We start from the raw sequence: 23,103 nt of genomic DNA, 5'->3' as shown, positions 1-23,103 counted from the left end.
CCGATTACTCGGCATCGCCAATATACTGTGCTTTCGGGCTTTTTTCAATGATGTTGGCGTGCAACCTCAAGCCGACATGATGGCGATGCGTCCTTGTTCAGGATAGCTGCAACCGGACGTTTAAGGCGCAGGTTGCTCGGTCGTTGGCTAAATCTCCCAGATTGTGAAACGTCGCAACGCGTCATTGCGGTCACTTCGACCCCAATAGGGCAATCGCGCAGCGCTGACGGCTTTGTGATGGCGCAATCAGTGACAGTGATTGGACAAAAACAAGCGCAGGGAGCAGTTGAAGAGCAACCCGCAGCACCTGCTGCTGCTCATCTTTCAGGAGATAACGATGTTCAAAACGCACTCGCCCGCCGCTGCCATCGACACCAGCGCACCGACCGCGTCTCGGCGCGGTTTCTTGCGACTAACCGGCCTTGGTCTTCTCGCTGGTGCGGCGGTCGCGCTGGCCCCCCGCGATGCTCAGGCACTTATTTATACGGGCTTCATCGCCGGAACGGCTGTCGGCGGCTATGATGCAGTTGCCTATCACACCGAAGGCGAAGCAATCGTTGGAAGCGAAGCCATCACCTTAGAGCATGAGGGCGCAACCTGGCGATTTGCCAACGAAGCCAACCGTGACGCTTTCGCTGCCGATCCGGCTCGCTACGCTCCGGAATATGGGGGGCACTGCGCATGGGCCGCCGCCGAGGGTTACCTTGCGCAGGGTGACCCAAATGTTTGGCGGATCATCGATGGTCGCCTCTTTCTCAACGCCAATCAGTCCGTCAATCGTCGCTGGCTGCGTGATCTGCCCGGTTTCATCGCCCGTGCCGATGCAAACTGGCCCTCACTGAAGGGGTAAACAAAACCAACTCTCGTTTCCGCGTATTGATGACGCGGAAACGAGAAAGTTTGCCTTTTGCATCCCTCGGGTGCGGTTGACGCTTCCCTCGCGTCCTGATCAACATGCGCGCGCTTTGGGCCTGCGACCTGGGGTCGCGCGGGCTCGCATGTTAAACTGAGGGGAGAACGGTCGATGACCGACTACGTAGCAGACGTGAAAAACTACACATCGAGCGTCGATGAAGAGGCGGTGGCTGGCGTTGTCCGACACCTCGGTATCGCATTGCGCAGCAGAGATGCATCACTGGTGTCGTGTTCTGATCCGACCGAACTGGCGCGGGTACGCGATGGCTTCTGCCGCAAGAAGCTGGCTTTGCCGGACGGTGATGATGCGGTGGACGCTTCGCTGCAGGCGGTTTGTGAAAAGATGAAGGCCGACCGGACCAAGTCCCGTGTGACGTTCTATTATTTGCTTGCGGAGCATTATGGAAAGCTCAGCCTTTTCCACAAAAAGAAGTAAGCGCTCCACAGCGCACTTTTGAGGCCCGTTGTCATTCTGGCGGCGGGCCTTTTTCATGCGCGTCCCGCCCCCGATAGAAAGCGATTCGATGCGTGCCTACCATGATCTGCTCGACCACGTGCTCAACACCGGTGTGACCCGCATGGACCGCACCGGGACCGGTACACGGGCGGTGTTTGGCTATCAGATGCGTTTCGACCTTGCGGAAGGCTTCCCGCTGGTCACGACGAAAAAGTTGCATCTGCGCTCAATCATCCATGAGCTCCTATGGTTTTTGTCTGGCGACACCAACATCGCTTACCTCAAGGCCAACAAAGTCTCCATTTGGGACGAATGGGCAGACGAGAGCGGCGATTTGGGGCCCGTTTACGGCAAGCAGTGGCGCTCCTGGGCTGCGCCATCTGGTGAAACGATCGACCAGATTACGCTTTTACTCGATGGCCTGAGGCGCAATCCTCATTCACGGCGGCACATTGTGTCGGCGTGGAATCCTGCCGACGTCGACGCGATGGCGCTGCCGCCCTGCCACTGCCTTTTCCAGTTTTACGTCGCCGAGGGACGGCTATCGTGCCAGCTTTACCAGCGCTCGGCGGATATTTTCCTAGGCGTTCCCTTCAACATCGCATCCTACGCCTTGTTGACGCATATGATCGCGCAGGTCGTAGGGCTCAAGCCGGGTGACTTCGTTCACACGTTTGGCGACGCTCACCTTTATCTCAATCATATTGAGCAAGCTGAATTGCAGCTGTCGCGGGCCCCGCGGACGCTACCAAGTTTGAAGCTTGATCCGAGCGTCCATGACCTTTTCGATTTCCGCTATGATCATATCGCGATTGAGGGGTACGACCCGCATCCGACGATCAAGGCGCCGATTGCGGTTTAAGCGCTGATGGTTGAATTTGTTCAGATTGCTGCGGTCGCCACCAACGGCGTTATCGGCAAGAATGGCGCGCTTCCCTTTCGTCTCCCCAGTGACCTTAAACGTTTCAAGGCGCTAACGACCGGGCACCCGGTGATCATGGGACGGTTGACGTATGAAAGCATCGGGCGGGCGCTTCCAGGGCGACCCAATATCATCGTCTCGGGAAACCCGGAGTTTCGCGCGGAAGGGTGCGAGGTTTTCCCCGATCTGGAGACCGCGCTTGAACGCGGGCGGCAGTTGGCGGAAGGGTTGCGCAAAGATGCGGTCTTCATCCTTGGCGGCGGGCAGGTCTACGCCCAAACCCTAGCGGACGCTGACCGGCTGGAGATCACGCATGTGGACGCGCAGGTTGATGGTGACACGGTTTTTCCAGTCATCGATCCGGAAATCTGGCACAAGGTAGCTGAGGACCGTCCAGCCGCAGATCCACGCGACGAGGCGCCGATGGTGTTCGCGACCTACCGCCGCAGATGATGCCGTTTCGGTCCCCAAATGGCTCCGTTTAAGCAAGCTGTGCAGCGAAAAGAGCGGCTTTGGTGCGAAAATAGGCTCTTCGGGCCGATGCGAGCTTGAAAGAATCTGCAAGGCGGACCATGTGCATCCGCACAATCTCATACAAAGCGTGTGCGGCGCGATGGTGCTCAGCTTTGCACTGATCTTGTCGCGTGTGTTTCGAAAGGATGCAGATGCCCTGGAATAATCAGTCTGGTGGAAGCGGTGGCCCATGGGGCGGCGGTGGCGGCCCTTGGGGTGGCGGACCGCAGCGCGGTAATGGCGGTGGTGGACCGCAGGGCCCACAAGGTCCAGGTGGCCAGCGCCCGCCCGATCTTGAAGAGATGATCCGAAAGGGCCAAGATCGTTTGAAAACCATTTTGCCGGCTGGCGGTGGCGGTGGTGGAAAAGCGCCGTTTGGCGGCGCGAGCAAGGGGCTGATTGCCGTTGTGGCTTTGGTTGCCCTGGTTTTCGTGACCTACAATTTTTTCACCTTCCGGGTGCAGCCGGACCAGCAGGGCGTCGTGTTGCGTTTTGGCGAATTCTCTCGCACCGCGCAGCCGGGTTTGAATTTCCGGCTTCCGCCACCGTTTGAAACCGTCTTCACCCCGTCGGTGACGACGATCAACCGGGCGGATGTTGGTACGCGGGCTGAAGACCCTCGCCGTGCCGGCGCACGCGATGTCCCCGAGGAGAGCCTGATGCTTACCGGGGATGGGAACATCGTCGACATCGACTTCGCTGTGTTTTGGCGGATCGCTGATGCGCGTCTTTTCCTGTTCAACATTCAGAACCCCGAAGGATCGGTTCGCGCTGTTGCGGAATCAGCCATGCGCGAAGTGGTTGGGCGATCTGAAATTCAGCCGCTTCTCACCCAAGGTCGTCAGATTACTGAGACTGCCGTTCAGGAACTGATGCAGGAAGCGCTAGACAGTTACGGTGCGGGCGTTGAAATCACGCAGGTTCAGCTGTTGACCGTCGACCCGCCGAGCCAGGTGATCGACGCTTTCCGTGATGTGCAGGCTGCGCGCGCGGACAATGAGCGCGTCCAGAACCAGGCGCAGGCCTACTCGAACCGCGTGATTCCCGAGGCGCGCGGTGAAGCAGCCGTGATTTTGGAGGCCGCCACCGCTTACCGCGAACAAACGGTCGCGGAAGCGCGTGGTCAGGCCGATCGGTTCATCGCCGTATACAATGAGTACCGTTCTGCGCCGGAGGTGACACGTCAGCGCCTTTATCTCGAAACGCTTGAACGGATTTTCCGCGACAACGAAAAGATCGTTCTTGATACCGATGATGGTGGTCAAGGCGTCATACCCTTCCTTCCAATCAATGAACTCACGCGCCGTCAGGGAGCTACCCAGTAATGAAACGTTTATTTGGAGGCGCCGGCCTAATCGTGCTCGCGGTTGCTGCCGCACTCGTTTATTCGGCCGTGTTTATCGTCGATGAAACCGAACAGGCACTCGTCCTGCAGTTTGGTGAACCGCTCCGCGTCGAGAATGAACCGGGCCTGAAATTTAAGGTGCCGTTCATCCAGAATGTGAGCTATTTCGACCGGCGCGTGCTGGACCTCGACAGTCCGGTTCAAGAGATTATCGCCGCTGACCAGGAGCGTCTGGTGGTCGATACATTCGCCCGCTTCCGGATTACCGATCCTCTGGCCTTCTTCCAGACAGTCGGTAGCATTGCCGGGGCCCAGTCGCGGTTATCGACGGTTCTCAACTCGGCGACACGTCGTGTGCTTGGTGAGGTTAGCTACATCACGATCGTTCGTGATGATCGTGGCAACCTGATGAGCAGGATCCGTGATCAGGTGAACCGAGAGTCTCGATCATTTGGGATGGAAATCGTTGACGTGCGTATTCGCCGCGCTGATTTGCCGGAGGCGAACTCGCAGGCAATCTTCCAGCGCATGCAGACTGAGCGTGAGCGCGAAGCCACAGAGATTCGCGCGCAAGGTGAAGAAGCGGCCCAACGTATTCGCTCCCGTGCGGATCGTGAGGTGACGGTTATCGTTGCCGACGCGACCCGCGAAGGCGAGCAGATTCGTGGTGAAGGCGATGCGGAACGCACCGCGATCTTTGCCGAAGCCTTTGGGCGCGATCCCGAGTTCTTCTCCTTCTACCGTTCGATGCAAGCTTACGAAGCAGGCTTCTCCGACGGTGCGAGCCTCGTGATTTCCCCGGAATCGGATTTCTTCCGCTACTTCGGCGATCAGCAAGGCGGCGCGCAGCGGCCAACCGAAGGGGCTGCGGTGCCCACACAATAGGGTCGCATGGACGGCTTAATCGAACTCATCCTTCTGGTCCTCGGCGGCGCTCTCGTTGCCGAGGGCTTTTTGTACGCATTGTTCCCTGATGCCGCGCGGAAGATGCTCAGCATGGTCGAGCAGGTGAGCCCCCAGGCGCTACGGATCGCCGGTGTCGTGTCTCTGGCGATGGGGGTCGCCGCGTTTTACGCAGCTCGGACCTGGTTCGGCTCATAAAGGTGTGAGTTTGCCGGCTTTGTGTGTCGCGCCGGAATATTTGCTCCCTTGATCTCCTGATGCTTGCGGCCCACTTTACTATCCGCTTGCGCGCTATTTACGTCCTTCGGTGGTGCAGGCATGAGCAAAGGGGAGCGCGGCTTGAAGATGTTGTCTGATGCAGATGTGGCCGTCTCCGCCCGGTCGATACAACTTCGTGAGACGCCCTCAGTAGATCTGCCGAGCGCTGCGACTCGCTGTCTCCTGATGCTGGGGTTCCTCCTTATCGCGTGTTCGGTCGTGTTGGCGCCCAACCATGCGTTCGGGCAATCGAGTACCGATGTGCGGCCGGAACTTCGCCCGCAAATGCCCGTTAGCGTTGCTGACCTAGCCGAAGGCCTTCTGGGATCGGTGGTCAACATCTCAACCCGCCAGAGAATTGCCGGCAGGCGTGCCCTTCCATTGCCGAATTTGCCTGAGGGATCGCCGTTCGAAGACTTTTTCGAGGAGTTCTTCGATCAGGATGGGGGTGGGGATGGGCCATCACGCGAAAACTCTCTGGGATCCGGCTTCATCATCGATGAGCAAGGTATCATCGTCACCAACAATCACGTGATTGCAGACGCTGACGATATCGATGTTGTTCTGACGGACGGGCGCAGTTATCCCGCACAGCTTATCGGTCGTGATGAGGCGACCGATCTTGCGGTCTTGCAAATTGAACCGGACGAACCGCTACCCGCAGTCAGCTTCGGCGACTCAGACGCGCTGCGTATTGGTGATTGGGTCGTGGCGATAGGCAATCCGTTCGGCTTGGGTGGTTCGGTGTCGCTGGGCATTGTCTCAGCGATGAACCGCAATATCGGTGCGGGTCCCTATGATTCTTTCATCCAAACCGATGCAGCCATCAACCGCGGTAACTCTGGCGGGCCCTTGTTTGATCTCAACGGCAATGTGGTCGGTGTAAACACAGCGATCTTGTCGCCCAACGGCCGCTCCGTTGGGGTTGGCTTCGCCATTCCATCGTCGACGGTTGATGCAATTGTCACGCAGTTGGTAACGTTCGGCGCGACGCGCCGCGGTATGCTTGGGGTCAACATCCAGGAAGTGACACCAGACCTTGTTGAGGGCCTTCAACTGAACCGGCCGCGTGGTGCGCTTGTGTCCGCCGTCATGGACGGTGGGCCGGCGCAGGTCGGCGGTATCGAGCGCGGTGATGTGATTGTCCGGTTCGCCGGGCGCAGAATATCAAGCCACAATGATCTTCCAGCGCGCGTGGCACAGACGCCGCCTGGTACCGAGGTCCAGGTCGATGTCATTCGGCGTGGTGAGCCATTGAGCTTGTCGATCACACTCGCGCTTCGAGACGGTGAGGGAGCGGACGATATGCTCCTTGAAGAGGGGCCAGAGCCGGTCGCCTTGCTGGGGATGGAATTGGCGACGATTGATGAGGCCATGGAGCTTGGCTTTGATGTTCCCGATGAAGCTGTCGGTGCCGTTGTTGCCGTTGTTTTTTCCGATGGACCGGCTGCCGCGAAGGAAATCGAGCCTGGCATGATCATCGTGGAGGTTGGCCAGCAGATCGTTGAGACACCCGAGGATGTCGTTGAGCGGGTCGATGCCTTGCGCGAGGAGGGGCGCAACCAGATTTTGATGCTGGTCCAAGATGAAGACGGCCAAAGCCGGTTTTTCGCTATCCCCGCAGAGTGACGATGGTCGTCAACCAGCGCCTGGGTAACGTGCTTAGGCGCTGACGAAATCTGCGTCGCGATAGCCTTGCAAGTACAGCGCACCTGTGAGGTCGGCGTAGTTGAGTGCGACATCCGCTTGGGCGCGCACGGCGGGCTTTGCGCGAAAGGCAACGCCCAAACCTGACGCGCCGATCATGGCGAGGTCGTTCGCCCCGTCGCCAATTGCCATCGTATCTTGTAGGTCAACGCCCCGCTGGGCGGCATAGGCTTCGAGTGTCTGCTGCTTGGCCTCCTTGCCCAGGATAGGTTCAGCGACCTCCCCGGTCAGGACGCCGTCGCCCACGATCAAACTGTTGGCGTGATGCGCGTCGAAGCCAAGCACCTTTGCAACCTTCTTGGTGAAATGGGTGAAGCCGCCGGAAACAAGGACGCAATAGGTGCCATGGGCACGCATGGTGGCAATCAGTGTTTCCGCGCCACGGGTTAGGCGAATGCGCGCGTCAAAGACGCGGTCTATGGCGCTTTCGGGGATGCCCTTGAGCAAGGCAACGCGCTCACGCAACGCTGGTTCGAAGGCTATCTCGCCGCGCATCGCGCGTTCGGTTATCCCGGCAATATGATCCTTGATATTGATCTCGGCGGCCAATTCATCGATGCATTCCTGCTCGATCATGGTTGAATCCATATCGGCGAGGAAAAGCGCCTTGCGCCGATGGGAGGCTGGTTGAATCGCTACATCGACTGGCAGATGACGAAGCGCTTCCCCAACACGTTGCCTTGCGTTGGCTAAGTGTTCATCGCCCGACGGCGTGAAGGCGAGATCGTAGGCTGACAGGGAGGCAAGCTCCTGCGTCTGCACGTCGCCGCCGATAGCCTGCGAGGCCTGCGTGAGCGTTTCGTGCGTCAGGGCTTGGCTGGCGCGGGCAGCGATCAGCGTGCATATGTGCGTCATTGAGGGCGTCGTAAAGCTGTAAGGAAATGATTGGGGTGAGGGCCGCGCTGTGTATCGCAGGACCGACTGCCAGCGGCAAGTCTGAGCTTGCTTTGCGGCTCGCGCGTGAGGTTCACAAGCCAGTAATTGTGAATTGTGACTCGATGCAGGTCTATCGCGATCTGTCCATCATCACAGCGCGTCCATCGAAACAGGATCAGGCAGGCATCCCACATCAGCTTTTTGGTCATCGGGATGGCTCTCAGGCCTATTCGGTGGCGAAGTGGCGTGACGAGGTGCGGATTGTTTTGGCCGATGCGCAGGACGCCACGGTTGTCTTCGTCGGCGGTACAGGCCTGTATTTTCTGGCCTTGCTCGAAGGGTTATCGCCGATCCCCGAAGTTGATCCAACGGTTCGCGAGCAGGTTCGCGCCCGTTGCGAGTTGGACGGGGCGCCGACGCTCTTCGATGAGTTAGACGGTGAGATGCAGGCGCGTTTGCGACCAACCGATAGTCAGCGGGTTTCACGCGCGCTTGAAGTGCAGCTATCGACAGGCCGTTCGCTGGCTTATTGGCAGGATCTTCCGAAGGACGGCGGTCTTATCCGCGATACGGCGCTGGTGAAGCTGGTCCTGGAACCGGACAAGAGTTGGCTTGAGCAGCGCATTTCGATGCGCGCCGCGCTGATGTTCAAGGCCGAAGGCCTCGCTGAAGTGCAGCGACTTCACGCCCGAGGGCTGGCAGAGGATTTACCCGTAATGAGGGCTCTTGGCGTCGAAGTCATTGGTTCCTATTTGCAAGGCCGAACGGATCATGAGACAGCGCTCGATCATCTGAGCATGCAGACGCGGCGGTATGCCAAACGTCAGATGACGTGGTTTCGCGGTCACATGGCTGATTGGCTTTGGTGTGATCCGCAAGATGAAGCTCTCGCAGCGGCCGTGCTCAACGAGATTGCAAGTATGCCCAGGACAGGGTGAGACAGGGACTGAGAATGCGTAACCGAGTTTTCCGGGCCATGATGGTCTTCGGTCTAGTGCTGGCACCTGTAGCAAGCCAAGCTCAGGGTCGGCTCGTCACCGAGTATACGGCGCGGCTGAGTTCAGCAGACCACGAGACATCCCAAGGCGTGCGCCACGATACTGTTGCCGGCGTGCTTCGTCAGGACCGCGCCAACGTGCATAGGTTCGACGCTGCGGACCCCGAAGACGAGGTGGATGAGGTGTTTTCGGACCCCCATGAGCGCGGACGCTTTGAACGGCTCGTATCGCGCGGTCTTATCCGGCCAGATGTTCGTCGGGCTATTGTAAACGGCACGCCGTTGGTGCGTGTGACGGTTTATCCAACACGTGTTGATGTGGTTGTGCTGGAGCCCTGATGTGCGTTCCTGCGAACCGTGGGGCTTGCTGCGAGCGTCAAGAGCGCAAGGACTGAGATCGCAGCAAAAATTACCGAAAAGCTGAACCGTTCGGCAAAGAACCCGATGACCGGCGGGGCGAACAGTATGCCAGCGTAGCCGCAAAAGGTTGCAATCGAGATACCGATGCCTCGCGGGAGCCCGGGTGTGCGGTCGGCGGCAGCGAATGCAATTGGCACTATGTTCGCAAGCCCGAGACCTGCCACCCCGAACCCAATGATCGTGAGGGCCAGGTTTGGCGCAAGACCTGCCATAAGGAAGCCCGCAAAAGCCAGGATTGATGAGGCCGTCATGGTGCGCTGATCACCCAGTTGCATGCGAATTGGGTCACCGACAAAACGGACGCTGGCCATTGTTGCTGCGAATGCGGCGAAGGCGTATCCCGCCATCCAGGCGGGCACGTCGCGTTCATCGCGCAGATAAAGTGCAGCCCAGTCGAGCACCGCACCTTCTGCGGTAAAGCCTGCCAAGGCGATCAGTGCAATCAGGTAGATTGTAAGACTGCGTGGCAGCGTAAGTGATGGTTTCTCGATTCCTTCTCCGCGTTCGACCTCATCGTGCATAAGCCGTGATCCCCAAACCAGGCTGCCGACCAAAAGTCCGGCCGCGATCATCACCGATAGCCCCAGCGATCCCACGAAGCCTAAAACGGTTCCGCCCACTCCGGAGCCGATAAGAGCACCTAAGGACCAAAATCCGTGGCACGAAGACATGATTTGCCGGTCGTAGACTTGTTCGATGCGCGCCGCATTGGCGTTCATGGAGACATCCATCGAACCAACCGCTCCACCGAAGACCAACAGGGCAGCAAATGCCGTCACTGTTGATGGAGCCAGCAGTACGAGCGGAAGCACCGCTGTGCAGGCGAGCGCTGCAACTCTAAGAATCGTTGTCGAGCCACGCCGAGCGATGATCGCGCCCGTGATCGGCATTGTTACCAACGACCCAATCCCGATCAGCAGCAGGCTCAGACCCAGTTCGCTCTCTGAGAGGCCTTGCTTGTCCTTGAAATAGGGGATCGCGGGTGCCCAGCTGCCAACCAGAGCACCATTCATGACAAACATAGAGGAAACAGCGATACGGTGCTGCATAAAGGCAAGAGCCATGCGGCAGGGAGCTCTCTTGGGAAAACGTGGGACGGTGGGCGTGGCCTAACCGTTTTCGCACGCGCTGAACAGTGAGAATGGCGCATACTTGGCTAGTATTGGCGGCCTTTTACGGTTCTTGACGGTGCGCAAGCGATCGGTTACGAGGGCTTCGTTATGGTAGATGCTTCGAACATTGTACTTGTAGGTAGGCACACCGGGTGCGGGTCGTTGTAGATCCGTAAACAATCCGGTGTGCGCACAGGCCCTCTTCGAAGGGCCTTTTTTATTGTCTGAATCCGCGAGATGTATGTGGGCATCTTGCGGAACGAAACGGCCCTGAGGGCGGTACGAAAGGGATGGAAGAACGAGATGACACGGCAAATGACGGGCGCCGAGATGGTTATTCAGGCTCTGAAGGACCAGGGCGTTGAACACATTTTCGGGTACCCTGGCGGAGCGGTGCTGCCGATCTATGATGAAATCCATCAACAGTCGGATATCGAACACATTCTCGTCCGGCACGAACAGGGGGCCGGGCATGCTGCCGAGGGGTACGCCCGTTCAACTGGCAAATGCGGGGTTGCGCTTGTGACGTCTGGTCCCGGTGCGACGAACATGGTGACGCCGCTGACCGATGCACTGATGGATTCCATCCCCATGGTCTGCATCACCGGACAGGTCCCCACGCAGCTTATCGGGTCGGATGCATTCCAGGAGTGCGACACTGTCGGCATTACGCGGCCAGCCACCAAATACAATTGGTTGGTCAAGGATGTAAACGACCTACCTCGCATTCTGCATGAAGCTTTCTACATCGCTACGACTGGTCGCCCTGGGCCCGTGTTGGTCGACATCCCAAAAGATGTGCAATTTGCGATGGGCACCTATGAAGGCCCGCAGAATGGGCGCGCGCGCACCGGCTATGAAGGTTACAAGCCGCGCGTTAAAGGCGACCGCGAGGCCATTCGCAGCGCGCTCGAGCTGCTGTCGAAGGCGAAGAAGCCCGTCTTCTACACTGGTGGCGGGGTTATCAACTCAGGACCCGCGGCATCGCACTTGCTGCGCGAACTTGTCCGCGCGACTGGAATGCCCATCACCTCCACCTTGATGGGGCTTGGGGCGTTTCCCGCGTCCGATCCACAATGGTTGGGTATGCTGGGTATGCACGGCACCTACGAGGCAAACCTCGCCATGCATGACTGCGACGTCATGGTGAATATTGGTGCGCGGTTCGATGATCGCATCACCGGACGGATCGATGCTTTCTCGCCAAACTCAAAGAAGATTCACGTCGATATCGACCCCTCATCAATCAACAAGGTTGTGCGGGTTGACGTGCCCATCCTGGGCGATGTCGCGCATGTTCTGGAAGAGATGGTGCGCCTGTGGCCAAGTGTGGCCCACAACGTTGACAAGGCTGCGCTGAAAAGCTGGTGGGGCGAAATTGACCATTGGCGGTCGCGCGATTCGCTGCGTTACAAACCGAACGACAAGGTCATCATGCCGCAATACGCGATCCAGCGTCTGTATGAGCTGACCAAGGACCGCGAGACCTACATCACCACCGAGGTGGGCCAACATCAAATGTGGGCAGCCCAGTTCTATGGATTCGAAGAGCCAAACCGCTGGATGACGTCAGGTGGATTGGGCACTATGGGGTACGGGCTGCCAGCAGCGCTTGGTGTCCAGGTTGCCCATCGCGATGCGTTGGTTATCGACATTGCGGGAGACGCGTCGGTCCTCATGACGATGCAGGAGATGTCGACAGCGGTTCAGTACAATCTGCCGATGAAGATTTTTATCCTCAACAATTCCTACATGGGGATGGTCCGGCAGTGGCAGCAGCTGTTGCATGGCAACCGTTTGTCTCATTCCTACTCCGAAGCACTGCCTGACTTCGTAAAGCTTGCCGAAGCGTATGGCTGTGTCGGTATTCGTGCCGAAAAGCCAGATGAGCTCGATGACGCGATCAACGAGATGGTGGCGGTTGATCGTCCGGTGATCTTCGATTGCGTCGTCGCCAATCTCGCCAATTGCTTCCCGATGATCCCCTCTGGAAAGGCTCATAACGAGATGCTTCTGGGCGAGAGTGTGCCCGATCAGGAGATCGAAAACGCCATTGGAGAAGAAGGCAAAGTGCTCGTCTAGCACCGGGAGATTTAATCATGAACGCACAACATCAGCCCACCGGATCGGCTTACTTCCTTACTGACCTTGGCACCGAGGTGGAGACCCACACGCTTTCGATCGTTGTCACAAACGAGCCGGGTGTACTCGCGCGGGTCATCGGACTGTTTTCAGGCCGTGGTTACAATATCGACTCCTTAACGGTTTCCGAAACACAGCATGACAAACACCTATCCCGCATCACCATTGTGACTACCGGGCTGCCAGCGATTCTCGAACAAATTCGCCATCAGCTCGACCGGTTGGTCCCGGTTCATCAGGTCGCCGACCTGACCGTTGAGGCTGGCGACGCCCTCGAACGCGAGCTGGCGCTTGTGAAGGTGGCGGGAACCGGCGAAGCGCGGCTTGAGGCTTTGCGTCTGGCTCAGGCTTTTGGCGCAACGACCGAAGATGCGACACTGGAGAGCTTTGTGTTCCAGCTCGCAGGGCGGACCCGTGAAATCGATCGTTTCATTGATCTGATGGCGGAAATTGGCCTTGTCGAAGTGTCGCGAACCGGCGTGGCGGCGGTCACGCGCGGCGCCCAGGGAATAGCTTAACAAGCCATCGAGGCTTGCCCTTGGTCCGCCGCCGGGTGTGCTGCGACGCTGAACGTGGATCGTATATTAGAAAAGTTTTATTAAGTAGTTTTCTTTATATTTCGCGCCTCGCTTCGGGAGGCGCCTTTTATGCTTAAAAATTTTCGCTCTTCGGTCCAGACTGACCGACTTCTTACTGTCCTTGAAAACCTGTCCGCCAGCGTGATGGTGGCGGATAATGATCGTAATATCGTCTATATAAACAAGGCGCTGATCGCATACCTGTCTGAGAACGAAAAGGCTATTCAGCAGGACCTTCCCGCCTTCAAGGTGGATGGTCTTGTCGGTGCGAACATCGATATCTTCCACAAGGACCCCAGCCACCAAAAGCGCATGATTAGCGCGATGTCCGGTCTGTTTGAAACCATGATCGAGGTTGGTGGGGTGAAGTTCGATCTCGTCGCACAGCCGATCATCGGGTCAGGCGGCAAGCGCCTGGGCACTGTTGTCGAGTGGCGCGATGCTGCCAATCGCTTGGCGAGGCGCGATTACGAAGCACAGATCAAGGCTGTTGGGCGCTCGCAAGCGGTAATCTCCTTCATGCCTGACGGTACAATCCTTGACGCCAACGAGAATTTTCTGTCAGCAACCGGTTATCGTCTGGAAGAAATCGTCGGGAAGCATCATCGGATTTTCATGCCTAGCGCCGAGGCCAATGGACCGGACTATGGCCGGTTCTGGACTGACCTGGCCGCTGGTAAAGCATCAATTGGTGAAGTGGTTCGCTGCCGAAAAGATGGATCAGAACTCTGGCTTCGAGCGAGTTATAGCCCTCTGCTGAACGACAAAGGCGAAGTCTACAAGGTCGTGAAGTTCGCGTCTGACGTGACCTCTGAGATCGAAGCGCGCGAGCGACGCCAGGACGCCCAACAGCAAATGTCTGCCGATATAGGTCAGATCACCGGCGCAATATCCACCGCAAGCATGCAAGCGTCTACCGTGGCAAGCTCGTCCGAGCAGGCTTCGGAAAACGTTCAGTCGATCGCAGCGGGCATTGAAGAACTCGTGGCGTCCGTCAACGAGATTAACCGCCAGGTGGTCGACGCCAGCACTATTTCTCAGCAGGCGGAAAAAGAGGCAGAAACAACGACGGCAACTGTCACAGGGCTTTCCGAGGCCGCCGGAGAGATTGAGAACGTCGTCAAACTTATCTCTGACATCGCCGAACAAACCAACCTTCTGGCGCTGAATGCGACCATTGAGGCGGCAAGGGCCGGGGAGGCAGGCAAAGGGTTCGCCGTTGTGGCATCCGAGGTCAAGTCTCTCGCTACGCAGACGAGCAAGGCAACCGAAGAGATCGGACAACGAATTGCCAAGGTGCAAAGCTCGACCGGCGATGCGGTCAAAGCCATTGGTGCAATCACGGAAACGATCGTGAAGATCAGCGAAATCACCACAGTCATTTCGTCCGCAGTCGAAGAACAGTCCGCAACGACTACCGAAATGTCCGGTGCCATGCAGGTTGCCGCTGACGGTGTGTCTCAGATGAACGAAGGTGTTCGCGAGATTGCCGAAGCAACCGAATTGGTTGATGCGTCAATCCAAAAGGTCCAGGAAGCGGCGCAAGCGCTGGGCTAAACCGGCTGGCGGGCTTTGTGAGCAGCGTATACAACCCGCTGCATGAAGCTATCTGCCGAGCAAGAACGCGCCATCGCCGATGTGCGGCGCTGGTTCAAAGCCCCCGACCGTCCAGTTTTTCGCCTCTTTGGTTTTGCCGGAACCGGCAAGACCACGTTGGCCCGTTTGATTGCGGAGGATGTGTCTGGCGATGTCCAGTTTGCGGCGTTTACGGGTAAGGCTGCACAGGTTCTGCGCAGCAAGGGTGCGGAAAACGCGCGCACCATCCATTCGCTGATCTACAGGCCCAAGGGTGAGGAAGCTGATGACGAAACGGGCGAGAGTTCGCCCCTTTTTTCGCTCAACCGTTCCAGTCCGGTTTCAAAGGCTGATCTCGTTATCATTGATGAGTGTTCGATGGTCGATGAGGAGCTTGGCCGAGATCTTCTATCGTTCGGCACGCCGATCCTGGTGTTAGGTGACCCGGGACAGCTTCCTCCCGTCTCTGGGGGCGGATTCTTCACCGACCATGAGCCAGATGTGCTGTTGAGCGAAATACACCGGCAGGCGCGTGAAAACCCGATCATCGACATGGCCGACACGGTGCGCCAGGGCGGTCGGCTCGACCACGGAAATTACGGTGTTAGCCGCGTAATCCAACGTTCAGACGTCGACCAAAGCGAGGTACTGGCCGCGGACCAGGTTCTTGTAGGCACCAATCGCACCCGGCGTAAGTACAATCGAAGGCTGCGAGAGCTTCAGGGCTATCGGGGGTTGCTGCCGGCACAAGGCGACAAGCTTGTGTGCCTGCGCAACCGTTCGGAAAAGGGCCTGCTCAATGGGTCGCTTTGGTCAGTCAGCTCGGTAGGGCGTCGTAAAGGCAATACTTTGCAGGTTCTCGTCCGCTCCGAAGATGAAGGCGTCAGTCAGAAGGTCAGGCTTTCCGCCATGGCCTTCGAAGATCCCGAAAACGCGCCTCCGGTGCCTAGATCGATGGACGCTTTCGACTTTGGTTACGCGTTGACGGTGCACAAAGCTCAGGGCTCGCAGTGGGACCATATCGTGTTGTTTGATGAGAGCTGGGCCTTCAAGGACTACCGCGAGCGATGGTTGTATACGGCGATCACGCGAGCTGCTGAGCGCCTGACAATTGTTCGTTGAAGCCGGCGACGCCTTACAGTGCATGTCTCAAGTGAAGCGAACGAAGAACCAGTAGGCAAGAAGCCAGATCAGCGCGTAGGCGCTGGCGACAGCCCAGCGCGAGCGGAAACGTTCCGGATCGGGCTTGGCGATGGGCGCGCGGCTTGCCCAAGCGAAGACCAAATACCCCGCGAATAGGCCAGGAAAACCTGTGGCAAGGAAAACCAGGTGGCCGAGTACCCACCAAGAGCCCCATGCCATGCCTGCGCTGGCTAAAGGAAAAAATGATACCAGAACCCAGACTGCGAGGATGAGCAGGGCCGGGGTGAACAGAAGCGCGTCTGTGCTTTTGTAGCGAAGCATAATTTGGCAACCCATAATCGTGTTGAAAACCAGAGCGGACCACAGCGAAACGATTAGTCCGCTGCTGCTCATGCTTTCCGAAAATAGGTCGCAAATTCAGAGGTTTAAGTCTGGCTTCGCCGCGCATTGTGTCGCGCGACATACTGGCCGCCGCATCAGTCAATAATCGAGACAGGCGACCGTGAGATTGGGCTTTAGCTTAGTTCCAGTTCAGCTCGTTCCGCCTCGGTGAAAACCCGGCTGCGTGTGAGGAAACGCTTCTCCCGACCATTATCGAGACTGAACATCCCGCCGCGCCCTGGCACGACATCAAGGATCAGTTGCGTATGTTTCCATGCCTCGAACTGCGGCCCGGAAATCCAAACTTCGGTGCCGTCCACAGTACCCAGATGGACGTCTGAAGCGCCAAGAGGGAATTCGCCCTTGGGGTAGCACATGGGAGACGATCCATCACAGCAGCCACCGGATTGGTGAAACATGATCTCACCATGGTCTGCCTTGATCTCCGCCATGAAATCCAGTGCTTCGGGCGTTGCGGCGACCCTGGCAAGCGGGTCGGTGCCAGCGACAATGTCTCCGTCCGTGGCGCACCCTATCTGTATCGTATCGCTCATAGCTTTTCAGTCTCCCGGCTGAGCCGTTGGGCTCTTTTTGAAGAGAATTATATAATGTTTGCCGCAAAGATGGGAAGCGATGGCAACGCAGCCAACTGCATGCATCTGAAAGGGCATGTATCAGGCGGCACGTGCCCCCAACTGGCGCACCTCCTCGATGCGGTCGGTAACTGTCTTCTCATCGGCCTCGGTGGTCGGCGCGAAATAGGTAATGTCCACCGGCTTGAAACCCACAAACCCCAGGATCTGACCCTTTAGCTGTTTCTTGATCGCGTTCCCGTAGGCGAGCGCAAGGAAAAAGCCCGGCGTATCTGCGGTGATGATCACGCGTGCGCTCCTGCCGGTCAGGAGTGGTTTCGGCAGTCCCAGCTTCGTCGTTTCGCGGGTTGAGAAAGCGCGGCCGGGAACAAGTGCGCGATCCATGAAGCCTTTGAGTTTACCGGGTAATCCGCCCCACCACATGGGCGTACAGATGACCCAGTGGTTGCACCATTCGATGTCGGCCAGGGCAGCTTCCAAAGCCGGCTCGAGCGGTTTGGCATTGTCATAACCAGCCTCGCCGTAATCGGCGTCAAACTGTATTTGGTGCAGGTGCTTGATGCGGACTTCGTTGCCATTCTGCTCTGCCGCGGTCTGATAGCTCTCCGCAAAACTCCGGCTCAACGACTTCTCGGCGGGATGGCCGTTCAGGATAAAAATTCGCTTTCCCATGTGCACGCTCCCTGAGCTTGTCAGTCGTCCCGTTTAGGTCACCGGCGCTTCCAGCCCCCTAATGCCTAATGAAAGGCCCGCCGCATCGCGTGCGGCGGGCCAGAATTTCGTACTTCCGGAAAGCAGGACTTAGAAGAAGCCCAGCGTATTGGGGTTGTAGCTCACCAGCATGTTTTTGGTCTGCTGGTAATGGTTGAGCATCATCTTGTGGTTCTCACGACCGATGCCCGACTGCTTGTAACCGCCGAATGCCGCGTGCGCCGGATACAGGTGATAGCAGTTGGTCCACACACGCCCAGCCTTGATGCCGCGACCGAAGCGGTAGCAGGTGTTCGCATCGCGGCTCCATACGCCGGCCCCAAGGCCGTAGAGCGTGTCGTTGGCGATATCCATGGCTTCTGCTTCGTCCTTGAAGGTCGTGACAGAAACGACCGGCCCAAAGATTTCCTCCTGGAAGACCCGCATCTTGTTGTGGCCGCGCAGCACGGTCGGCTCGATATAGTAGCCGCCCGACAAATCGCCTCCGAGATCGGCTTCTTTGCCGCCGGTAAGCACCTCCGCGCCCTCCTGTGATGCGATGTCGAAGTAGGAGAGAATCTTCTCCTTCTGTTCCGACGACGCCTGCGCGCCCATCATGGTGTCGCCGTTGCGCGGATCGGCCTGAATGATGGCTTTGGTCCGCGCCAAAGCGCGCTCCATGAAGGCGTCGTAGATGTCTTCGTGGATGAGCGCACGGCTGGGACAGGTGCAAACCTCGCCCTGGTTCAGCGCAAACATCACGAAGCCTTCGATGCATTTGTCGAAGTAGGCGTCATCTTCGCGCAGGACGTCCTTGAAGAAGATGTTCGGCGATTTTCCGCCCAGTTCCAGCGTCACGGGAATGATGCTCTCGGTCGCATACTGCATGATCAGGCGGCCGGTCGATGTCTCGCCGGTGAAGGCGATCTTTGCAATCCGGTCCGAGCTTGCCAGCGGCTTGCCTGCTTCAAGGCCAAACCCGTTGACGATGTTCATCACGCCTGGAGGCAGAATGTCGCCGACCAATTCAGCGAACACCATGATCGTGGCGGGTGTCTGCTCGGCTGGCTTGAGAACAACGCAGTTTCCTGCCGCCAGTGCCGGCGCGAGCTTCCAGGCGGCCATCAGCAGCGGGAAGTTCCACGGGATGATCTGGCCGACGACGCCCAGCGGTTCATGAAAGTGGTAGGCGACGGTGTCGTCGTCCAACTCGCCCATGGAGCCTTCCTGGCCGCGGATTACCGAGGCAAAGTAGCGGAAGTGATCGATGGCGAGCGGCAGGTCGGCGAGACGCGTTTCCCGCAGTGCCTTGCCGTTATCCCAGGTCTCGCAGATCGCCAGAAGCTCCAGATTGTCTTCCATTACCTGTGCGACCTTGAGGAGCATATTGGCTCTGTCGGTCGGCGATGTCTTTCCCCAGGCGTCTTTTGCGGCGTGGGCGGCGTCCAGTGCGGCGTTCACGTCATCGGCGTCCGAGCGGGCTACTTCACCGATGTCCGCGCCCGTCACCGGCGACGTGTTCATGAAATAGCGGCCCGCCTTCGGCGCAACGAACTGCCCGCCAATAAAATTCTCGTAGCGTTTCGCGAACGGCGAAACATGCGTTCCGGCGTCAATAAGTGTTTGATCGTTCATAAGAGTGTCCCTCGTTGAACAGGCGTTTTCTCCATGGGCCATGAGAGATCTTGTGTCTCTTTGCCCGGTGCAAGCCGCGTGCGCAGGCGCTCAGCAAACCGCTGCGTCGGCTAACGGCGTTAACCTGCATTCCATAGAGCCTTTTGTCGTGAGGGATTGCCCGCATACCAAACGCCGCAGCACGCCCGACCGCGGAACCGCACCGTGCGTCTCACAAGCGCGGAAAGTCGACGCGTTTCGGCTGCTCAGCTTGGGCAGGCTGAGAGGTCAACAGGAATGTGTGTCCGCAGGCGCGGAAAGGCATCCGGGGCGACCTCGCGTACCCGGCCCAACAGTTCGCGCATCTCCGATTGATCGTCTGTCGCTGAAATCAACACGACATAATAGCCAGGGCACAAAAACTCGAACGTGTCGCTGGGTGCCACAAACGCCACAATATCGCGTTGCACCAGTTCGTTGCGCACATCGTGCGCGCTGTCTTCGAAGATAAAAGAGCCCGCCTGAATAAAGACGCGGCGCTCAGTCTCGGTTTCCGAGCCAGTATGGGTGCCGGTGCTGCCGGTCGTTGTCGGGTCGGTGGTGTCTGCGATGGCCTGACCGTTTCCGCCATTGCCCGTGCCATCGTCAAAAAGCAACGGATACGCGTGCATGCCGACACCCAGGATCAGCAGGAAAATACCGGTTATGAGAGCCTTGTTCTGTCGTTCCGCTTTGATCTCGATGTAGGTCCCGAACTTGCCCGCAAATGAAAGAAACAACAGAGCGATACCGCTGACGGCGATAATCGTTGCGATGTTGGTTTCAACAAGAACGCCGATGATGTGTTCCATGATGCCCTCCGACGCCAACTTAGCCGCCTACTAACCCAGTCAAGAACGCGGGCAGGGCAGCGTCTGTGATCTATAGCACAACCGGCTTAGTTATCAGCATTGGCTGAAACCTGACCTGGCTGGTCATTGTCCGCGCTGCAGACGGAGGGTCCGTGGGTCGATCCAAAACCGCAGCTCTTGGACATAATTGCTGCGTTTGACGGCGTCGTTGGCGTTGCGGGTGGCGCGCTTACCCTTACCGCTGTGTGGACATCGCCGCTCGCCGGTGAAATGCTCTCAGTACTGGTTCAGGGGGAGCTTTACGCATGAGACGAACACCAACCAAACGATCCAGATTGTCCAAAATCTGCGGTCTTTTGCTGCTCGGGATGCTCTGGGCCGTTCCAGCCACCGCGCAGAACTTTTCCGCATGGAGTTGCGGTGATCTTTGGTACGAGCGCAATGCGGTGTTTGCGGACTGGAATTACTGCTTCCAGAGCCAACGCGGCATCAACACCTTTGGCAATGTGGGTTGCTACCGCAGCAGCCAGGAAGCCCTTAACGCCATGGGTTCGGATACCCGCCGCTACATTGAGCGCATACGCTCCGAAGAGCGGCGGCGGGGCTGCTAACGCAGGGTTCGGTCTCGCTTTTGAGCAATGGGGCGCACGTTGGTGGAGGGCGAATGGTGACGCTCGCCAACAAGCTCCTCGCTGTATGCCTTAATGCATCGATCCCGTTTTTCGGCGTTCTGAGTTTCGACTGGCTTGCCCAGCCTAAGAGCCGGCACATTGCGCTTTTTGGCCTTTGCAGTGTCCTGGTACTGTTCGTTGGTCAGAACGATCTTGTCCTTGGCCGCTACCATGTAAGCGGCTTGACGACCCCGGTCACGGTAATCCTGACGATTGGATTTATCTGGTCTGTGATCATCACTGTCGGCTCCAAACAGCTGGGCCCCTTCAATGTGCGGCGCTGCGCGGTTGGGGCGGCGATAGCGTTTTTCATCACTCTTGTGTATTGGCAGGCGCCGCATTCGTCTCGTGTTCTGGCAAATAGTTTGGCGCCTTTCATCGAGGCCCAAGACGTTATCACCTATCGCACGCCCGCCACGGAAAAGGTCGGCGGTCTTAGGCTCACCAGGAACGTGCCATCGTCACCCTCGGCGCTGACTCTTGGTTTTTCAATTGCTGGCGTGGGAGATGTTGTGGCGCAGGCTGGCGGCGTGCCGGTCATTTGTTCCCCGCAGCAGGCGGCATGGGCCTGCCGAGAGTTCTCCACCGTGTGCCAGTTCCTCAAAAACGAAACGACGACCGTCCACCAAAACATCGACATCGCCTTTGAGGTCCAGTCGGGGCAGCTGATTATCGTCACGGCACCTCCCTTCGAAGAGATGGGCTCCGCTGATGGGCTGATCCGCAGCCTTGGTTTTGCGCTGAGAGACTATGAAGACGTCTTTACGGTACACCGTGTGTTTCGCAGCGGGACGGTATTCTCATCTGGTGAAATCGTGCAGCCCTCTGGCTGCCCGGACGTGCCTTTTGAACAACCCAGTTGACAGACACAGATTCTGCCAACCGGTTCGAAGCGCAGTGCCGGAAGGCCGATCGTTTGTTCGTCAGAAGCCTCGGATGCCCGTTCCTCTTGCCTTGCTGCCTGACAATTGAGCTTGCGTGCAACGATGAGCGACCGCAACTTTGAGTTCCCCCTCAACAAGTTGCGAGAGAACCATGGCTCCCCTTAACCCGCTCGACGTCTGGGCTCCGATTTTTCGCGCCCCTTTTTCTGGCGATGTCACGCAATCCATTGCCCCAAGATTCTGGTCACCTGATATCCAGGGTGTTCCCGAAATTGAGCACAAGGTCGAGACTGAAGTCGCCAGCTTCGGTAAGCAGCTTGGAAAACTGCTCGAAGCTGTTGAGGCGCTAGGAAAGAACGCCAAACTTGCCGAGAAAGAGGACCTCGACAAGCTGGCGGCCATCAGCGACCTCTTGACAAGGATTGACGCCGTTAAGAAGGAGACGACGGAGGCGCTCGAAGCCGATGCAAAAAACGCGATGCGGCGTCTGAAAAACGCCGACCCTGGCGCGTGGAAGCGGATCAGAGACACCGATTAACGACGCGGCTGGGACGAGGCCTTTGCGGGAACGGCGATGAAATGCGTGCTTCGAGCAGCGCCTAGCTCGATGCCTTTGGTACGCGGCCCTCATGCCCCTCCACGACCTGCAGCATGGATGAATCGTCCTGTGAGCCATGAGCCTGGGAGGCTTCGACATACCAGGCATGGGCGTCTTCGCCGACGCTCATGTTGAGGCCTAAGCCGCGTGCCATCTGTAGGCAGTAACGGGCGTCTTTTTCGCGTAACCCAATGGCTAGGCCGAAACTGTCCGCAGCTCGACCTTCGAGCATCGGCTTGATCATGCGCACCGTATGCGGGCTGCCAATCGGCCCAGTTTTCACCGCAGCCTCGGTGGTTTCGACGTCAAGGCCGAGGCGACGGGCGACGTTTGCTGCCTCTGCGATGGCAGCGACGTGCACCGCGCCAAGCAGGTTGTTTAACAGCTTGTAGGCCGTACCGGTCCCAACGGGGCCAAAGTGGAGAATGGATTGCGACAGTGTTTCAAGCCACGGGCGGGCCAAGTCCAGATCGGGCTTACTGGCACCGACCAGGAGAACCAGCTTGCCCTGCGCAGCTGCGGAAGGCGGTCCATTGACCGGGCAGTCGAGATAGCGAAGGCCCGCGCCCTTTGCTGCGTCTGCGAGGCGTTTGCTGTGATCATGAGAGATTGTTGAGCACTCGATTACAAAGGTGCCCTTTGCCAGAGCCTGCATCGCGCCTTGTTCTGATAACCAGCAGTGCGTCGAGGCTTGATCGTCGGCAACCATGGAGAAGACAGCATCAGCGCCCTCGGCTGCCTGTTGGGGCGTTGCCGCAACGCGCGCACCTGACGCGGCGAGCGCCTCCGCTTTACCGGGCGAGCGGTTCCAGACTGTCACGTCATGGCCGGCTTGCAACAAACACGACGCCATGCCCCGCCCCATCATGCCGAGCCCGAGAAACGCTAGCTTTGCCATGGGTTCCAACCTCTTTTTATAAAGAAAAGCCTCGAGACTGGGTGCCTCGAGGCTTCGGAT

At 58.1% G+C, this 23,103-nt stretch carries 26 protein-coding genes; 18 read left to right on the top strand and 8 right to left on the bottom strand.

All coding sequences use genetic code 11. The annotated features are described in order from the left end of the window. Positions 1-286: 286 nt before the first annotated feature. The 8 genes from AAF739_15085 to AAF739_15050 all read left to right on the top strand — a co-directional run bounded on the left by AAF739_15085 (position 287) and on the right by AAF739_15050 (position 6,942). A complete protein-coding gene (locus tag AAF739_15085) occupies positions 287-850 on the top strand; it encodes a YHS domain-containing (seleno)protein (GenBank protein MEM6383995.1) in 564 nt (187 codons plus the stop codon). Positions 851-1,024: 174 nt separating this feature from the next. After that, positions 1,025-1,351 carry a DUF2853 family protein gene (locus AAF739_15080; protein MEM6383994.1) on the top strand — a complete coding sequence of 109 codons (327 nt, stop codon included), beginning with the start codon at positions 1,025-1,027 and terminating at the stop codon, positions 1,349-1,351. Between the two features lie 88 nt (positions 1,352-1,439). After that, positions 1,440-2,234 carry a thymidylate synthase gene (locus AAF739_15075; protein ID MEM6383993.1) on the top strand — a complete coding sequence of 265 codons (795 nt, stop codon included), beginning with the start codon at positions 1,440-1,442 and terminating at the stop codon, positions 2,232-2,234. A 6-nt stretch (positions 2,235-2,240) separates the two neighbouring features. Then, positions 2,241-2,747 (top strand): dihydrofolate reductase, encoded by a 507-nt coding sequence (locus AAF739_15070; GenBank protein MEM6383992.1) that lies wholly within the window; start codon positions 2,241-2,243, stop codon positions 2,745-2,747. Positions 2,748-2,959: 212 nt separating this feature from the next. Further along, positions 2,960-4,132: an FtsH protease activity modulator HflK gene (gene hflK, locus AAF739_15065; protein ID MEM6383991.1), complete on the top strand. Its 1,173-nt coding sequence runs from the start codon at positions 2,960-2,962 to the stop codon at positions 4,130-4,132. Continuing rightward, positions 4,132-5,037 carry a protease modulator HflC gene (hflC, locus tag AAF739_15060; protein ID MEM6383990.1) on the top strand — a complete coding sequence of 302 codons (906 nt, stop codon included), beginning with the start codon at positions 4,132-4,134 and terminating at the stop codon, positions 5,035-5,037. The genes hflK and hflC overlap by 1 nt, the downstream gene beginning before the upstream one ends. A gap of 6 nt (positions 5,038-5,043) precedes the next feature. Continuing rightward, a complete protein-coding gene (locus AAF739_15055) occupies positions 5,044-5,253 on the top strand; it encodes a DUF2065 domain-containing protein (protein MEM6383989.1) in 210 nt (69 codons plus the stop codon). Between the two features lie 147 nt (positions 5,254-5,400). Beyond that, positions 5,401-6,942: a Do family serine endopeptidase gene (locus tag AAF739_15050; protein ID MEM6383988.1), complete on the top strand. Its 1,542-nt coding sequence runs from the start codon at positions 5,401-5,403 to the stop codon at positions 6,940-6,942. 33 nt (positions 6,943-6,975) lie between these two features. Here the strand turns inward: AAF739_15050 and serB are convergent, their stop codons facing one another. Further along, complete coding sequence (gene serB, locus AAF739_15045) at positions 6,976-7,875, bottom strand: phosphoserine phosphatase SerB (GenBank protein ID MEM6383987.1); 900 nt, start codon at positions 7,873-7,875, stop codon at positions 6,976-6,978. A gap of 26 nt (positions 7,876-7,901) precedes the next feature. Between serB and miaA the strand changes: the two genes are divergently transcribed. Beyond that, a complete protein-coding gene (gene miaA, locus AAF739_15040) occupies positions 7,902-8,834 on the top strand; it encodes a tRNA (adenosine(37)-N6)-dimethylallyltransferase MiaA (protein ID MEM6383986.1) in 933 nt (310 codons plus the stop codon). A gap of 14 nt (positions 8,835-8,848) precedes the next feature. Then, complete coding sequence (locus AAF739_15035; GenBank protein ID MEM6383985.1) at positions 8,849-9,232, top strand: hypothetical protein; 384 nt, start codon at positions 8,849-8,851, stop codon at positions 9,230-9,232. Here AAF739_15035 and AAF739_15030 read toward each other — a convergent pair. After that, on the bottom strand, positions 9,193-10,377 hold the full coding sequence (locus AAF739_15030) for an MFS transporter (protein MEM6383984.1): 1,185 nt from the start codon (positions 10,375-10,377) through the stop codon (positions 9,193-9,195). The genes AAF739_15035 and AAF739_15030 overlap by 40 nt on opposite strands. Positions 10,378-10,728: 351 nt before the next feature. Between AAF739_15030 and AAF739_15025 the strand changes: the two genes are divergently transcribed. From AAF739_15025 to AAF739_15010, 4 genes are all read left to right on the top strand, one after another. Then, on the top strand, positions 10,729-12,507 hold the full coding sequence (locus AAF739_15025; protein ID MEM6383983.1) for an acetolactate synthase 3 large subunit: 1,779 nt from the start codon (positions 10,729-10,731) through the stop codon (positions 12,505-12,507). 17 nt (positions 12,508-12,524) lie between these two features. Continuing rightward, a complete protein-coding gene (ilvN, locus tag AAF739_15020; GenBank protein ID MEM6383982.1) occupies positions 12,525-13,085 on the top strand; it encodes an acetolactate synthase small subunit in 561 nt (186 codons plus the stop codon). 129 nt (positions 13,086-13,214) lie between these two features. Then, entirely contained in the window at positions 13,215-14,702 is a 1,488-nt protein-coding gene (locus tag AAF739_15015) for a methyl-accepting chemotaxis protein (GenBank protein MEM6383981.1), read from the top strand. 42 nt (positions 14,703-14,744) lie between these two features. Further along, positions 14,745-15,842, top strand: a complete 1,098-nt coding sequence (locus AAF739_15010; GenBank protein MEM6383980.1) for an ATP-dependent RecD-like DNA helicase — start codon at positions 14,745-14,747, stop codon at positions 15,840-15,842. Between the two features lie 27 nt (positions 15,843-15,869). On the opposite strand, the gene AAF739_15005 is transcribed toward AAF739_15010, so the two are convergent. From AAF739_15005 to AAF739_14985, 5 genes are all read right to left on the bottom strand, one after another. Further along, positions 15,870-16,256, bottom strand: coding sequence for a hypothetical protein (locus AAF739_15005; GenBank protein ID MEM6383979.1), 387 nt, complete (start codon positions 16,254-16,256; stop codon positions 15,870-15,872). A 122-nt stretch (positions 16,257-16,378) separates the two neighbouring features. Beyond that, the gene (locus AAF739_15000) at positions 16,379-16,696 is read right to left on the bottom strand and encodes a DUF779 domain-containing protein (protein MEM6383978.1); all 318 of its coding nucleotides are present in this window, start codon (positions 16,694-16,696) and stop codon (positions 16,379-16,381) included. A 222-nt stretch (positions 16,697-16,918) separates the two neighbouring features. Further along, a complete protein-coding gene (locus AAF739_14995; protein ID MEM6383977.1) occupies positions 16,919-17,509 on the bottom strand; it encodes an NAD(P)H-dependent oxidoreductase in 591 nt (196 codons plus the stop codon). A 129-nt stretch (positions 17,510-17,638) separates the two neighbouring features. Further along, positions 17,639-19,162, bottom strand: coding sequence for an aldehyde dehydrogenase (adh, locus tag AAF739_14990; GenBank protein MEM6383976.1), 1,524 nt, complete (start codon positions 19,160-19,162; stop codon positions 17,639-17,641). A gap of 245 nt (positions 19,163-19,407) precedes the next feature. Next, complete coding sequence (locus AAF739_14985) at positions 19,408-19,992, bottom strand: hypothetical protein (protein ID MEM6383975.1); 585 nt, start codon at positions 19,990-19,992, stop codon at positions 19,408-19,410. 126 nt (positions 19,993-20,118) lie between these two features. On the opposite strand from AAF739_14985, the gene AAF739_14980 reads away from it, so the two are divergent. The 4 genes from AAF739_14980 (at position 20,119) to AAF739_14965 (ending at position 22,085) form a co-directional block, all read left to right on the top strand. Further along, on the top strand, positions 20,119-20,301 hold the full coding sequence (locus AAF739_14980) for a hypothetical protein (GenBank protein ID MEM6383974.1): 183 nt from the start codon (positions 20,119-20,121) through the stop codon (positions 20,299-20,301). Then, positions 20,298-20,603 carry a YARHG domain-containing protein gene (locus AAF739_14975; protein ID MEM6383973.1) on the top strand — a complete coding sequence of 102 codons (306 nt, stop codon included), beginning with the start codon at positions 20,298-20,300 and terminating at the stop codon, positions 20,601-20,603. Before AAF739_14980 ends, AAF739_14975 begins: the two co-directional genes overlap by 4 nt. Positions 20,604-20,656: 53 nt before the next feature. Beyond that, on the top strand, positions 20,657-21,526 hold the full coding sequence (locus tag AAF739_14970; protein ID MEM6383972.1) for a hypothetical protein: 870 nt from the start codon (positions 20,657-20,659) through the stop codon (positions 21,524-21,526). 172 nt (positions 21,527-21,698) lie between these two features. Beyond that, on the top strand, positions 21,699-22,085 hold the full coding sequence (locus tag AAF739_14965; GenBank protein ID MEM6383971.1) for a hypothetical protein: 387 nt from the start codon (positions 21,699-21,701) through the stop codon (positions 22,083-22,085). Between the two features lie 61 nt (positions 22,086-22,146). On the opposite strand, the gene AAF739_14960 is transcribed toward AAF739_14965, so the two are convergent. Beyond that, a complete protein-coding gene (locus AAF739_14960) occupies positions 22,147-23,043 on the bottom strand; it encodes an NAD(P)-dependent oxidoreductase (GenBank protein MEM6383970.1) in 897 nt (298 codons plus the stop codon). Positions 23,044-23,103 lie beyond the last annotated feature (60 nt).

The sequence above is a fragment of the Pseudomonadota bacterium genome (genome assembly GCA_039024915.1).
Lineage (GTDB): Bacteria > Pseudomonadota > Alphaproteobacteria > Rhizobiales > MH13 > MH13.
The sequence above is the reverse complement of the archived record's forward strand: the minus strand, read 5'-3'. Positions and strand labels throughout refer to the sequence as shown.